Raw genomic sequence first — 13,394 nt, 5'->3', positions numbered from 1 at the left:
GATGAAAGTCCTGGTTATGGGACATCCTCTGTGGTAGAATGGTTCCATAACCAGGAGAGGAGCGCAGGGGCATGCAGGAGAAGACCTATCTATCCATTGATTTGAAATCCTTTTATGCCTCCGTGGAGTGCATGGAGCGGGGACTGGACCCCATGACCACCCATCTGGTGGTGGCCGACCAGAGCCGTACCGAGAAGACCATCTGTCTGGCGGTGTCTCCTGCCCTGAAAGCCTACGGCATCTCCGGGCGGGCCCGGCTCTTTGAAGTGGTGCAGAAGGTGAAGGAGGTCAACGCCCAGCGGCGGCGCAAGGCCCCAGGCGGAGTCTTCACGGGAACCTCCCACCAGGCACCCCAGCTGCTGGCCCGGCCGGACCTGGCTCTGGACTACTTGGTGGCCCCGCCACAGATGGCCCACTATATTTCGTTCAGCACCCGCATCTATAACGTGTACCTGAAGTATATCGCGCCGGAGGACATGCATGTCTACTCCATTGACGAGGTGTTTCTGGATGTGACCCCCTATCTGGACACCTATGGCATGACGGCGGAGGAGTTGGCCCGTACCATTCTTCTGGATGTGCTCCACACCACCGGAATCACCGCCACGGCAGGCATTGGCAGCAACCTATATCTGGCCAAGGTGGCCATGGATATTGAGGCCAAGCACATCCCACCGGACGAAAATGGGGTTCGCATTGCCCGTCTGGACGAGATGAGCTACCGCCGCAACCTCTGGGCCCATCGTCCTCTCACCGATTTCTGGCGGGTTGGCCGGGGGTACGCCAAAAAGCTGGAACAGCAGGGGCTGTACACCATGGGCGACATTGCCCGGTGTTCTCTGGGCAGGCGAGAGGACTACTACAACGAGGAACTGCTCTACAAACTGTTTGGGGTGAATGCGGAGCTGCTCATTGATCACGCCTGGGGGTGGGAGCCGTGCACCATCGCTGATATCAAATCCTATCGCCCAACCACCAACAGTGTGGGGTCGGGCCAGGTGCTGAAAACTCCATACCCGGCAGAAAAGGCACGGCTGGTGGTGCAGGAGATGGCAGATCTCCTGGTGCTGGATTTGGTGGACCATCGACTGATGACCGATCAGCTCACTTTGACGGTGGGCTACGACCGGGAGAATCTCACCGATCCCCAGCGGAGGCTGGCCTACCGGGGTGCTGTCTCCACCGATGCCTATGGACGAGCCATCCCCAAGCACGCCCACGGCACCACTCATTTGCCGGAATACACCTCCTCCACCACAGAGATTGTGGAGGCAATAACCAGATTATTTGACCGAATTGTCAATCCCCAGTTGCTCATTCGGCGGCTCAACGTCACTGCCAACCGGGTGCTGCGGGAAGACTGCCTGCCTACGCAAGGGTTCCAACAGATGAGTCTATTCTCTGACGACAGCCAACAGCGGCAAGCCCAGCGAAAGCGAGAGCGCCAGAAGCAGCAGGCCATTCTCAGCATCAAAAAGAAGTACGGAAAAAACGCCCTTCTCAAAGGGATGAATTTCCGGGACGGAGCCACCACCCGGGAGCGCAATGGACAGATTGGGGGTCACAAGGCATGAGGGAGAAGCGACACCCCTACGAGGACATCCTTTCTGTGCCTCGGCCCACCACTCATGTGCGTCCACCCATGTCCCGGCAGGACCGGGCGGCACAATTTGCCCCCTTTGCTGCGCTCACCGGCCACGATGCCGCCATTCGAGAGACGGCCCGTACTACCCAGGCCAGACGCCAGCTCAGTGAGGACGAAAAACTCATATTGGACCGAAAGCAGCAGTTCCTGCTGGAACAGGTGCACCGACACCCACAGGTCACAGTCACCTATTTTCAGCCGGACACCCGCAAAGCCGGGGGAGCGTACCAAGTGTTTACCGGACATGTGCGGGCCCTGGACACTTTCCGACGGCTGTTCCGCACCATGGAGGGCAGAGACATTCCTGTGGACGACATCGTGGATCTGGAAAGCCCCCTGTTTTCTCAATTGAAACTGTAAAAAGCACCACCGACGATTTCGTCGGTGGCGCTTTTTATTAAGATTCTGGGTTTGATGCCGGCGCAGCTGCGTCAATGCTCAGGGAATATCCCTGGAGAATGGCAGTGGTATCCTCCGCCATTTCGTGCTCGATGGTCACTTGATCGCCCACATTGAGGATGACGGCAGTGGGATTCTCTACGGCGGAGAGGGAGTAGAACACGTTCTCTTCCTCCAGACGCACATAATAGTAGGTGTTGCCGTTTAGTACAGCGCTGCGAATCTCCGCCACGACACCCTGGGCCGTGGTCTGAGGCACTTCCTCCTCCTCCGTCAGGCCCTTGTCTGTGAGCATGCGGATATACTGCTGTTCACACTGGGCTACTGTGCTTCCCGTGGCCACCAGCTGATACTGGGCCACGTTGACCATGGCATAGCTCTTCACCAGCAGGGTGTTATCCTGGAGGGGAATGAAGTAGGTGGGTTGTCCTGCCACATTGATCAGCAGGGGGAAGGTGGCGGTGTAGCCCAGGTCCTGCACCACACCCTCGGCAGATGCCTGAGCTGCCGCCTCTGTGGCACCGGGAGCATCGTAGAAAATGGTCTCCTTGGTGCGCTGGTTGGAGAGGAGGAAGCCCAGATTGGACTGGTCGGAGTTGGCGGAGGTGACACCGGTGTACACATACACGTCATCGTTGATGGCGATATAATTATACCCCTCTGTGGTCACGGTCACATCCTTCTGGCCAAAGATGGAGTTGATAAATCCGTTGACCAGGGTGCCATAGTAGTCATATTGCTGCATGATGAGGGCAGGGGTATACAGGTTATCCACCCAAGAGGGCACCTCATCATAATACTGGCTTTCTCCGGTGATGGCGTTACAGAGGACAGCACCCTGAATGTCAGTGCCGCCAAACAGGCCGATGGTCTTTACCACTCGGGGGGCAATCCACCAGGGCTGTCCGTCCTCATCGATTTCAAAGCGGGGAGTGGAGAACATGAAGGTGGGGTACTGGAATCGGAGGTGACGCATGATGTTCCGGTTTAGAGGCTCGGAGAAGGAGTATTTCATTCCCTCCTCCAGCCGCACCACCTGAGCCTCCTGGGTGACCATGTCCACCAGCACATAGGCGGGCAGACCTTCGCCCCGGTTGGTCAGCCACTTGAACAGATCGGCATAGGCCACAGGGGCCACGCGGACGGGGCGGCCCTGGTAGTTGATCTGGGTGGAATCTCCGCCGTACTCAAACTGGCTGACCATGTCGCTGAGGGTACCCATCTGGCGGTCCCCCAGGTACTCGGCAGAGGTGCGGTCCAGGGTGGGAATCTCATCAAAGGAAATCTGGCTGATATCCTGGGAAAATTCACCGCTGTTGACCGTCAGTAGCTCCCGGTAAGCCTGGGCCCGGAAAATGGGGAGGGAGACCAACTGTCCCACCACACCCACTACCACCAGCAAGAGCATGAAAATCCCGATGGGCAGACACTGTTGTTTGATGAAGCTAAGATAATGGCGCACCTTATCTTTCCCGGTGGTCACCACCGTGGTGTCCTGAAACCCTGAGGTAATCAAGGCGCAGACCATATAGACCAGGCACAGCAGGAAGAGGAATCCGTAAAACTCCGTGGCCTGTAGATTGAGGGCAGGAAGGGTGATATAGAAGTAGAGGAAACCCACCACCGCTGTAACCAGGAGGTTCAGAAGGATTTTTCCCAGTTTGCCTTTGGGCCAGGGAAAGCCCTTTTTTCGTCGCTCTTTCATAACATGGAACTCCTTTCGAATCCATAGAGAGTTGATGTAAAGTATACCTGCTTTTCTCAGAAAAAGCAATCAAAAGAGAAACCCGCAGCTGGACAAACACAGCTACGGGTTTCTAAATGGTCTTAGATCATGCGGAGAATGGCTTCCTTGGGCTGCACACCCACGGACTGGGCCACAGCCTCGCCGTTCTTCATCACCACCAGGGTAGGGATGCTCATCACGCCGAACTGACGGGCCAGCTCAGGCTCGTTGTCCACGTTGACCTTGCCCACCTTGATGTCAGTGCGCTCAGCGGCGATCTGGTCCAGCACAGGGGCCAGCATGCGGCAGGGGCCGCACCACTCAGCCCAGAAGTCCAGCAGCACAGGCTGGGAGGCCTGGAGAACCTCCGCGTCAAAATTGTCCTTGGTGATGGTAATGGTATTCATGAGGAACGTCTCCTTTTCTTGTTGAATTTTGTACTCTGAGCATACACCCTTTTATGATTCCCTTCTGTGACAAACTCACACAGAAGATGTTTCGTAGTACTTCTCACCCAGCAGAATCTTCTCCGGGGTGATGGGCAACTCCCGGTGCCACACACCAGTGGCATTATAAACAGCGTGGGCGATGGCAGGGGAGGGGGTATTGATGACGATCTCGCCGATGGACTTGGCACCGAAGGGGCCAGTGGGCTCATAGCTGGACTCAAACTCCACATGGATGCGTCCTACATCCTGGCGGGTGGGAATCTTGTACTGCATGAAGGAGTCCTCCCGGATGGCGCCCTTATCGGTGTAGGTGATGTCCTCATACAGGGCCATGCCAATGCCCTGGGCGATGCCGCCCTCAGTCTGAACCCGGGCCAGATTGGGGTTGATGACCGTGCCGCAGTCCACGGTGGCCTCATAGTTGAGCACCTGAATGGCTCCGGTGGCCTTGTCGATCTCCACCTCCACCATGCCAGCCATATAGGGGGGCGGGGAGACCGGGGAGGAGGTGGTGGCAGTGAACTGGGTCTCAAACTGATTGTTGACCATGGAAGCGGTGGCCACATCCACCAGGGAGACACTGCGCTGCGGGTCGCTGACACAGCGGACCGTCTTGCCGTCAAACTCCGTGTCCTCCACGTCACACTTCATCAGAGCAGCACCGATCTTCTGGATGCTCTCCCGCAGCTTCTCACAAGCTTCTTCCACAGCGCGCCCGGTGAGGTAGGTGGTGGAGGAGGCATAGGAGCCGGAGTCATAGGGGGAGGCATCGGTGTCGGCACCGTAGACCACCACGTTGTCCACGTCACACTCCATGACCTCAGCGGCCATCTGAGCCAGAATGGTGTCACATCCGGTGCCCATGTCAGCGGCACCAATGGTCAGGGCATAGAAGCCGTCGTCGTTGAGCTTGATGGTAGCGCCGCCAATGTCCACATTGGAAATGCTGGACCCCTGCATGGCCAGAGCCACGCCCACGCTGCGCACCTTGCCGTTGCCCATATCCCGGCAGGGATATTTCTCGTCCCAACCCATGCGCTGGGCAGTTTCCTTCAGGCAGCGGTCCAGGGCACAGGCGTTACAGGGCTCATAGTAGTAGGCAGGGGGCACCTGTCCCTCTGCAATGAGGTTCATCAGCCGCAGCTGTACCGGGTCCATCTTCAACTCAGCGGCCAACTCATTGACAATGGACTCCACGGCAAACAGGCCCTGGGTGGCGCCGTAGCCACGGTAGGCTCCGGCGGCCTGCACGTTGGTGTACACCACGTCATAGGTGAAGTGGTAGGCCTCCTGGTTGCGGTTATAAAGCGGGATGGACTTGTGGCCGGACAGGCCCACGGTGGTGGGGCCGTGCTCGCCATAGGCGCCGGTGTTGGACAGGGTATACATGTCAAACCCACGGATGCGACCATCCTTCATGGCTCCGATGCGCACTGTAATCTCCATCTCGTGGCGGGGGCTTCCGGAAGTCTGGCTCTCCTGGCGGCTATACACCAGGTAGGCGGGCTTTCCGGTCTTCCAGGTAACCAGAGCAGGGAACACCTCGGTGACACAGCTCTGCTTGGCACCAAAGCCGCCGCCGATGCGGGGCTTGGTCACCCGAACCTTGGACTTGGGAATGTCCAGGGCGTGAGCGATGATGCGCCGGGCGTGGAAGACGATCTGGGTGGAGCTGAGCACATTCAGCCGCCCATAGGTGTCCATATAGGTGTAGGTGCGGAAGGTCTCCATCATGGCCTGGCTGTTGGCCTTGGTGTGGTAGGTGCGCTCCAGCACCACATCACAGTCGGCCAGCACCGCCTCGATGTCCCCGTGCCCCATCTCATCGTGGGCACACAGGTTTCGGTGGTTGTCCGCCCCCACAGGGCAGTGGGCCACCCAGTTGTCCTCCGGGTGCACCAGAACCGGGTTATCCTTGGCAGTGCGGAAATCCAGCACCGCAGGGAGCACCTGATAGGTGACCTTGATGAGCTTCAAGGCCTTGTCCACAGCCTTTTCATTCTCACCGGCCACCACGGCCACGGCGTCCCCGTGGAATCGCACATGGCGGTCCAGCAGCAGGCGATCATAGGGGCTGGGCTCAGGATAGGTCTGTCCAGCCATGGTAAACCGCTTCTGAGGCACATCTTTATAGGTGAAAATGGCCTCAATACCGGGCACCTTCATGGCGATGGAGGTGTCGATATTCTCGATCATGGCATTGGCATGGGGGCTGTGAAGCACCTTCACCACCAGGGCGTTGGGGTCCCGCAGGTCCCCGGTGTACACCGGTTTGCCGGTAACCAGGGCCATGGCGTCCTTTTTACGAACGGGTTGATTCACATGGCGCATTCCTCACACCCCTCCTTTCTTCTGGGCATCCTTGAAGGCCAGATAGGACTGAATGCCCCGCAGCTGTCCCTCATAGCCGGAGCAGCGGCACAAGTTGCCGCTGAGGTAGGAGAGAATCTCCTCCTCGGTGGGGTGGGGGTTCTCCCGGAACATGGCAATGGCATTCATCATCAGGCCGGGGTTGCAGAATCCGCACTGCTCCGCGCCCTGGTCGGCGATGAAGGCCCCGAAGTCAGCGGCCTCCTCCTGAAGTCCCTCCAGAGTGGTGACTTTGCGACCCGACACCCGGGCAGCCAGCACCGAGCAGGACAGCACCGGCTTGTCGTCTACAAAGACGGTGCACAGACCACAGTTGGAGCTCTCACAGCCCCGCTTGACGCTGGCGCAGCCCAGGGAGCGCAGCACATCCAGCAGCAGGCTGTCCGCCTCCACCACAGTGGCAATGTTCTTGCCGTTGAGTTCAAATTTCAATTCCATGTCACTTCACCTCACAGGCTGCCAGCACGGCCCGCTGCACCAGCACGCCGCAGATTTGACGGCGGTAGGCAGCGCTGCCCCGCATGTTGGACCCAAAATTCAGTTGTCCGGCCACATAGTCTCCAAATCGGGCGGCGCTGGTCTCATCCACACCGCCACAGAGCAGCCCCTCCTGATCTCGCACCAGAGCCGCCTTGTGGGGACGGGCACCCACGGATGCCTGCCACACCCCATCCACGCAGGAGACCGCACAGGTGAGGATGGGGAAGTCGGTGCGGGCATGGCGCATAGCCTGGTAGGACACCCGCATGGGCTGCTTGTCCACCACCAGCTTCACCAGGATGTCCCGGTCCGCGGGCATCTGGGCATACTGCTCCAGGGGAATCTCTCCGGCGTGGTGGCACACCACCTTGGCGTTCAGGGCCAGGAACACGGTGAGCACGTCGGAGAAGCCGTAGCGGCCAAAGATGGAGCCGCCCACCGTGGCGGTGTTGCGGAACTGCACGCCCACAATGTCCTTGACGGCATCGGCCACAGCATGGTTCGTCCAGGCATTGAGGGCAGGGTGCTGCTCCAGTTGGCGCAGGGTGACCATACAGCCGATCTCAAACGTATGGTCTGTCTCCACAATGGTGTCCAGCCCCAGGCCGGACAGGTCAATGGCAGTGCCCACACTGCGGGTGGTCATTTTCATCCAGTGCATACCGCCCAGGATGAGATTGGCTTTCTTTTGGTTCAATTCGTAGGCCTGTTCCAGGCTCTCCGCCCGGACATATTGTCTGATGGTCAACAAGACACTTCCTCCAAACCTTGTATTTTCAAATCATATGGCCAATGCACAACGATACACAATATATTGTACCGTACTTTCATGAGGATGTAAAGCGACAAAAAGCACACCCCGTGCCAATCGGCTGGGTACATACTATTCTTTCGGCTAGCTTTCCATTGCGGCTCTTATTGTGACTTTGATGATTTGCATAGACCGCTCATCACAGTTATGTAGCATACGAACAATCGTTTCCACTTCAGAATCCTCAACCTGTTTTTCAAGGAAGAAAATCTGATGTGGGACAATCGTTAATTCACAGATTAGTTTATTAACTGGGCTTTTCCCCTTCATTTTCAATTCGATATACATCTTTGTATATTTTCTGTTCCTTGCTTTATTCGAGCAGCAGAACTATAATGCACTTTGTGGAGGTGCGCTATGGACTATATGACCTTGAAAGAAGCGAGTAAAAAATGGGGCGTGACCCCTCGCAGGGTAAACTACTACTGCGCCGATGGCCGTATTCCCGGCGCTATCAAGATGGCTACAATCTGGCTGATTCCGAAAGACGCGGAAAAGCCGATAGACGGTAGAACCAAACAAGGAAGGTTAAAGCATGAATAGTGTTTTGATTATAGACGACAAGAAACTTTGTAGGTAAATTATTTCTGCACCGATGGGCGCATATTCAGAGCCGTGAAAACAGCTAGTGTTCTGCTTATTTACAAGAGTGCGAAGCAACTGGGAGGAGAACAATATGATTGAAGTTTATTATGCGGAAGATGATGAAACAATTGGAAAATCTGTAAAAGAATATCTGGAACAGCAGAATTGCAAAGTGACTGTTTTTGATAGAATTTCCGATGTCAGGAAAGCATTAATTGGTCACCTGCCTACTGTCGTTTTGCTGGATTGGAATATGCCGGACGGACAAGGAAATGAATTGTGTCTTTGGATTCGGGAGAGATGGAAATATATCCCTATTATATATTTGACGGTTCGTGGCGATTCCCACGACATTGTTACCGGATTCCAAAATGGGGCAGATGATTATGTGGTGAAGCCCTTTGATCTTGCTGTTTTGTATTCCCGCATTTTAGCTCTGTTACGAAGAATCGAAGGCATAGACAATACAAAGCTGTCCTGCGATGACTTGATGTTGGATAAAGAAAGAACGGCTGTCTATGATGGGCAGGAAGAAATCTTCGTAAGCCAGCCGGAGTATCGCATTCTCCTGATTCTGATGGAAAACAAGGGGAAAACAATTACCAGAAACCAGCTGTTAGAGCAAGTCTGGGATTGCAGCGGGAACTATGTAAACGACAATACGCTAACGGTCACAATGAAAAGACTGCGGGAAAAGCTAAATAACCCATCCTGTCTGAAAACGATCCGAAGTTTTGGTTACCGTATGGAGGACACAAAATGAGCGAAAAATGGAAGCAAAGAATACTTTTGTTTTTTCCGTTTGCTATTCTTGCGGCGGGCATGATACTTATCTCGACTTTTTTCTTGTACACCTATCGGCAGATAGCGTTTGAACACACCTCGGCGCTATGTGAAATTATATTAAAAAGCTCTCCTGAAGCCGAACCGCAGTTATTAGAGGCCCTGAAAGATTATCATTCCTTGACCGAACAAGAGCTCAGAGGGAACGATTATCTGGAAAAGTACGGATACCGGGCCGATGATTTTTGCAATGGTTTTCCGCCGGATACAGTGTTTTTTCCTATTCTATTTTTCCTTGCGACCGCCTGTGCCTTTGCAGCCGAAATCTTACTCTCCCGCATAAAAATTCACAAGAGAATTGCTGATTTGACTGCGTATTTGGAGCAAGTCAATATCGGTTCACACGGGACATTGGTACAAACACAGGAAGATGAATATTCTCATTTGCAGGACGAAATATACAAAACTGTCACAACGCTTTATCAAACAAGGGAAACAGCAGTTGCTGCAAAGAACAATTTTGCAGAGAACCTTGCTAATATAGCGCACCAACTGAAAACACCGATCACAGCAGCCTTTTTATCGTTGCAGCTTATGGAAAAAGAGATTCCGGTGGCTTACACAGAACAAGTCAAATGGCAGTTGAAGCGATTAAATCGTCTGGAAGAATCTTTGCTCATGCTTTCAAAAATCGACGCTGGAACACTCCCGCTCAAGCGGGAAAAGGTTGATCTTTATACCGCGTTAAATCTGGCGGCAGATAATCTAAATGATCTATTGCGGGAAAATCATATTTCCGTTGACATTCCAGAAAATGGCTGTATCGAATTTTCTGGGGATTTGGAGTGGACAATGGAAGCCCTCATCAATCTCATAAAGAATTGTATGGAACATTCCAAACCGGGTGGCGTAGTTCATTGTGACTACTCAGGTAATCCTCTTTATGTAGAAATTCGGGTATGGGATGACGGGGCTGGCTTTGACACAGAGGACTTACCACATCTTTTCGATCGTTTTTATCGGGGACAACGTGCGGTTGGAGATGGAATCGGAATTGGCCTGGCTCTTGCCCGTTCCATCTTTGAATTGCAGAACGGAACCATAACTGCCAGTAACTTACAAAATGGTGGTGCTTGTTTTGAAATAAGGATATACAGTCACTGAGATGTCACTTTACTTTGTTATACTTTACGTAAGACCATTTGGTAGAGAGGAGAAAGTGGCATGGAAATACTAAGATGTGAAAACGTCCGAAAAGTATATGGCGATAGAAACAATCAGGTCGTGGCGCTGGATCACATTAACCTGTCCGTACAAAAAGGAGAATTTGTAGCAATCGTAGGAGCATCCGGTTCCGGGAAATCTACCCTATTGCATATTTTGGGAAGTGTGGATAAGCCGACAGATGGGAAAGTCCTGATAGAGGGAACGGATATTTCCACCATGAACCGAACACAGGCAGCTATCTTTCGGCGCAGGAAGGTCGGGCTGGTCTATCAGTTTTATAATCTCATCCCCACCCTTACTGTCCGAAAAAATATTCTCATGCCGCTTCTGCTAGATAAGCGCAACCCCAATAAGGAATACTTTGAGAAGATCGTACATTCGTTGGGGATTGAAGATAAGCTGGAAGCACTGCCCAGCCAACTATCTGGCGGACAGCAACAACGTGTTGCTATCGCCCGTTCTTTGATCTACCGTCCGGCGCTCCTGCTTGCTGATGAACCAACCGGCAATCTGGATCGGAAAAGCGGAGAGGAAATTATTGACTTGCTAAAACTATCTAACCGTAACCTGGAACAGACGATTCTTCTGATTACCCATGATGAAAAGATCGCATTGGAGGCAGATCGCATTATTACTATAGAAGATGGGAAAATCGTTGGCGATCAGAAACGGAGGTAAGGATATGTGGAAAGACTATTCGATAGGATTCATCAAAAAGAATCGAGCTTCCAGTGTCTCCGTTTTGGTTGCGGCGTTTATTTCTGCTCTATTTCTTTCTTTATTGTGCGGTTTGTTTTATAACTTCTGGAATTATGAAATAGAATCTGTTGTTTTAGAAGAAGGAAACTGGCAGGGACGCATCAGCGGGTCGTTTGAAGAAGATACAGTGTCGGAAATTGAAAATTTCGCCACTGTAAAAACGGCTGTGCTCAATGAGGAGTTATCAGACGATCAAACTCTTGTAGTTGATATTTGCTTTGATAACATGAGGGCTGTGTATCAGGATATGCCTCTTATCGCCCGGCAGTTGGGTGTTCCTGAAACTTCCGTATCGTATCACGAATCACTGTTGTCAAATTATTTCATCAACGATCCGCAGGACAGCAATCCGCCCTTATTGATGGCTTTTTATCTCTTTGTACTCCTACTTGTATCGGTGTCTTTGATTTTAATCATTCATAACTCGTTTGCTGTATCTATGAATACCCGTGTACATCAATTTGGCATCTTTTCCAGCATTGGGGCGACACCTGGGCAAATTCGGATCTGTCTTTTACAGGAAGCGGTGATGCTTTGCGTCATTCCTATTTTGCTTGGAAGTTTTTTCGGAATCACTTTGACGTTTGGAACTATCCAGGCAGTCAATGTCCTCGCAGAGGGTATTGTCGGCAGGCATGAAGCTGTCTTTACTTATCATCCGCTGGTATTTGCAGTCACGATTCTAACCTCGTTTTTGACAGTGCTGATTTCCACCTGGCTGCCAGCCAGGAAATTGAGCAAGATGACCCCACTGGAAGCCACAAAAAATACGGAGGAATTGCAGCTAAAACGGAGAAAAAAATCCCGTATTCTTGCGCTTTTGTTTGGAACCGAAGGAGAGCTTGCCGGGAATGCGCTGAAAGCACAGAAGAAATCTCTGCGAACCGCTACGCTGTCATTGACTCTTTCTTTTTTGGGCTTCGCTCTAATGCTGAGCTTTTTTACTCTATCTGGAATCAGTACAAACCATACCTATTTTGAACGCTACCAGGATGCCTGGGATGTTATGGGAACGCTTGAGGACACAAAGATCGAGGACTTTGCTTATACGAATGAAATCCATGCTTTGGCTGATACAGACAGTGTAATCTATCAAAAGGCAGATGCCACTTGCTTTGTTCCGGCGGACGCTATTAGCGAAGAAGTAAAAAGTCTGGGAGGCCTTGAAGCAATCGCAGGAAGCGATGTCGGTGCGGCGGATGGAATTTATACCATTCAGGCTCCCATTGTAATTATGGATGACAGCAGTTTTGTCAAGTATTGTGAACAGATTGGTGTTTCTTCAGCGGAGAACGGAAGCGTTGTTCTGAATCGTATTTGGGACAACATAAACAGCAATTTCAGATACAAGGAATACGTTCCATTTTTATCAGAGAACCAAGACACGATGACTTTGCAAAACAAGGAAGACATGGCTACAACTGTGTCGATCCCGGTTTTGGGCCTTACACAAGAACCTCCGATTTTAAGAGAAGAATATGATAATTATGCTTTAGTTCAATTTGTTTCCCTTTCCACCTGGAAACAGATTCAGGAAACGATTGGAAATGCGGGACCAGACACCTATATTCGCATTCTTTCAGAAAATGAGAGAACTCTAACAAAACTGAATGCGATTGAAACCGAACTAACGAATGTGCTGGGACATGACTTATCTTTTGAGGTAGAAAACCGGGTTCAGGAAAAGATAGACAACGATGCTATGCTGAACGGGTACAAACTGGTAGTCGGGGCGTTGTGTGTGTTGTTGGCCATCATCGGGATTGCCAACGTATTTTCTAATACATTGGGATTTATCCGTCAAAGAAAAAGAGAATTTGCAAGATATATGTCCATCGGAATGACTCCTGAGAGTATGCGAAAAATGTTCTGGATCGAGGCCCTTGTCATCGCTGGCCGTCCCGTTTTGATCACGTTGCCCGTTACCTCCTTATTCGTGTGGTTTATGATAACGGCAAGCTACCTGAACCCAATGGAATTTTTGGCGGTGGCTCCAATCGTTCCCATCCTACTTTTTATCGTGGCACTTTTTGGCTTTGTCGCACTGGCATATTACCTGGGCGGCAAACAAATCCTGAAATGCAACCTGGTGGAAGCACTACGAAGTGATTATATGGTATAGCCAGTATGAATTTCAATCTGCTGGACGACGCCCAAAAA

Annotated in this window: 12 protein-coding genes; 7 read left to right on the top strand and 5 right to left on the bottom strand. The window is 52.2% G+C overall.

Features of this window, described 5'->3' with window-relative positions; all coding sequences use genetic code 11:
- Positions 1 to 71: 71 nt before the first annotated feature.
- Together B5F98_RS01695 and B5F98_RS01690 are read left to right on the top strand one after the other, a co-directional pair.
- Positions 72 to 1,574, top strand: a complete 1,503-nt coding sequence (locus B5F98_RS01695; RefSeq protein ID WP_087369342.1) for a Y-family DNA polymerase — start codon at positions 72 to 74, stop codon at positions 1,572 to 1,574.
- Positions 1,571 to 2,005: a hypothetical protein gene (locus B5F98_RS01690; protein WP_087230182.1), complete on the top strand. Its 435-nt coding sequence runs from the start codon at positions 1,571 to 1,573 to the stop codon at positions 2,003 to 2,005. The genes B5F98_RS01695 and B5F98_RS01690 overlap by 4 nt, the downstream gene beginning before the upstream one ends.
- Positions 2,006 to 2,042: 37 nt before the next feature.
- Here the strand turns inward: B5F98_RS01690 and B5F98_RS01685 are convergent, their stop codons facing one another.
- From B5F98_RS01685 to B5F98_RS01665, 5 genes are all read right to left on the bottom strand, one after another.
- On the bottom strand, positions 2,043 to 3,749 hold the full coding sequence (locus tag B5F98_RS01685) for a hypothetical protein (protein WP_087369341.1): 1,707 nt from the start codon (positions 3,747 to 3,749) through the stop codon (positions 2,043 to 2,045).
- 122 nt (positions 3,750 to 3,871) lie between these two features.
- Entirely contained in the window at positions 3,872 to 4,204 is a 333-nt protein-coding gene (trxA, locus tag B5F98_RS01680; RefSeq protein ID WP_275532466.1) for a thioredoxin, read from the bottom strand.
- A gap of 48 nt (positions 4,205 to 4,252) precedes the next feature.
- Positions 4,253 to 6,550, bottom strand: coding sequence for a molybdopterin cofactor-binding domain-containing protein (locus B5F98_RS01675; RefSeq protein WP_087369340.1), 2,298 nt, complete (start codon positions 6,548 to 6,550; stop codon positions 4,253 to 4,255).
- A 3-nt stretch (positions 6,551 to 6,553) separates the two neighbouring features.
- A complete protein-coding gene (locus B5F98_RS01670; protein WP_087369339.1) occupies positions 6,554 to 7,027 on the bottom strand; it encodes a 2Fe-2S iron-sulfur cluster-binding protein in 474 nt (157 codons plus the stop codon).
- Between the two features lies 1 nt (position 7,028).
- Complete coding sequence (locus tag B5F98_RS01665) at positions 7,029 to 7,820, bottom strand: FAD binding domain-containing protein (RefSeq protein ID WP_087369338.1); 792 nt, start codon at positions 7,818 to 7,820, stop codon at positions 7,029 to 7,031.
- 417 nt (positions 7,821 to 8,237) lie between these two features.
- On the opposite strand from B5F98_RS01665, the gene B5F98_RS01655 reads away from it, so the two are divergent.
- From B5F98_RS01655 to B5F98_RS01635, 5 genes are all read left to right on the top strand, one after another.
- Entirely contained in the window at positions 8,238 to 8,423 is a 186-nt protein-coding gene (locus B5F98_RS01655; protein WP_087230161.1) for a helix-turn-helix domain-containing protein, read from the top strand.
- A 133-nt stretch (positions 8,424 to 8,556) separates the two neighbouring features.
- Complete coding sequence (locus B5F98_RS01650; RefSeq protein ID WP_087230158.1) at positions 8,557 to 9,228, top strand: response regulator transcription factor; 672 nt, start codon at positions 8,557 to 8,559, stop codon at positions 9,226 to 9,228.
- Positions 9,225 to 10,412: a HAMP domain-containing sensor histidine kinase gene (locus B5F98_RS01645; RefSeq protein ID WP_087230155.1), complete on the top strand. Its 1,188-nt coding sequence runs from the start codon at positions 9,225 to 9,227 to the stop codon at positions 10,410 to 10,412. Before B5F98_RS01650 ends, B5F98_RS01645 begins: the two co-directional genes overlap by 4 nt.
- Before the next feature lie 60 nt (positions 10,413 to 10,472).
- Complete coding sequence (locus B5F98_RS01640) at positions 10,473 to 11,153, top strand: ABC transporter ATP-binding protein (protein ID WP_087369337.1); 681 nt, start codon at positions 10,473 to 10,475, stop codon at positions 11,151 to 11,153.
- Between the two features lie 4 nt (positions 11,154 to 11,157).
- Entirely contained in the window at positions 11,158 to 13,356 is a 2,199-nt protein-coding gene (locus B5F98_RS01635; RefSeq protein ID WP_087369336.1) for an ABC transporter permease, read from the top strand.
- Positions 13,357 to 13,394: the final 38 nt, after the last annotated feature.

This window comes from Pseudoflavonifractor sp. An44 (assembly GCF_002161675.1).
Classification (GTDB): Bacteria; Bacillota; Clostridia; order Oscillospirales; family Oscillospiraceae; genus Enterenecus; species Enterenecus faecium.
The sequence above is the reverse complement of the archived record's forward strand: the minus strand, read 5'-3'. Positions and strand labels throughout refer to the sequence as shown.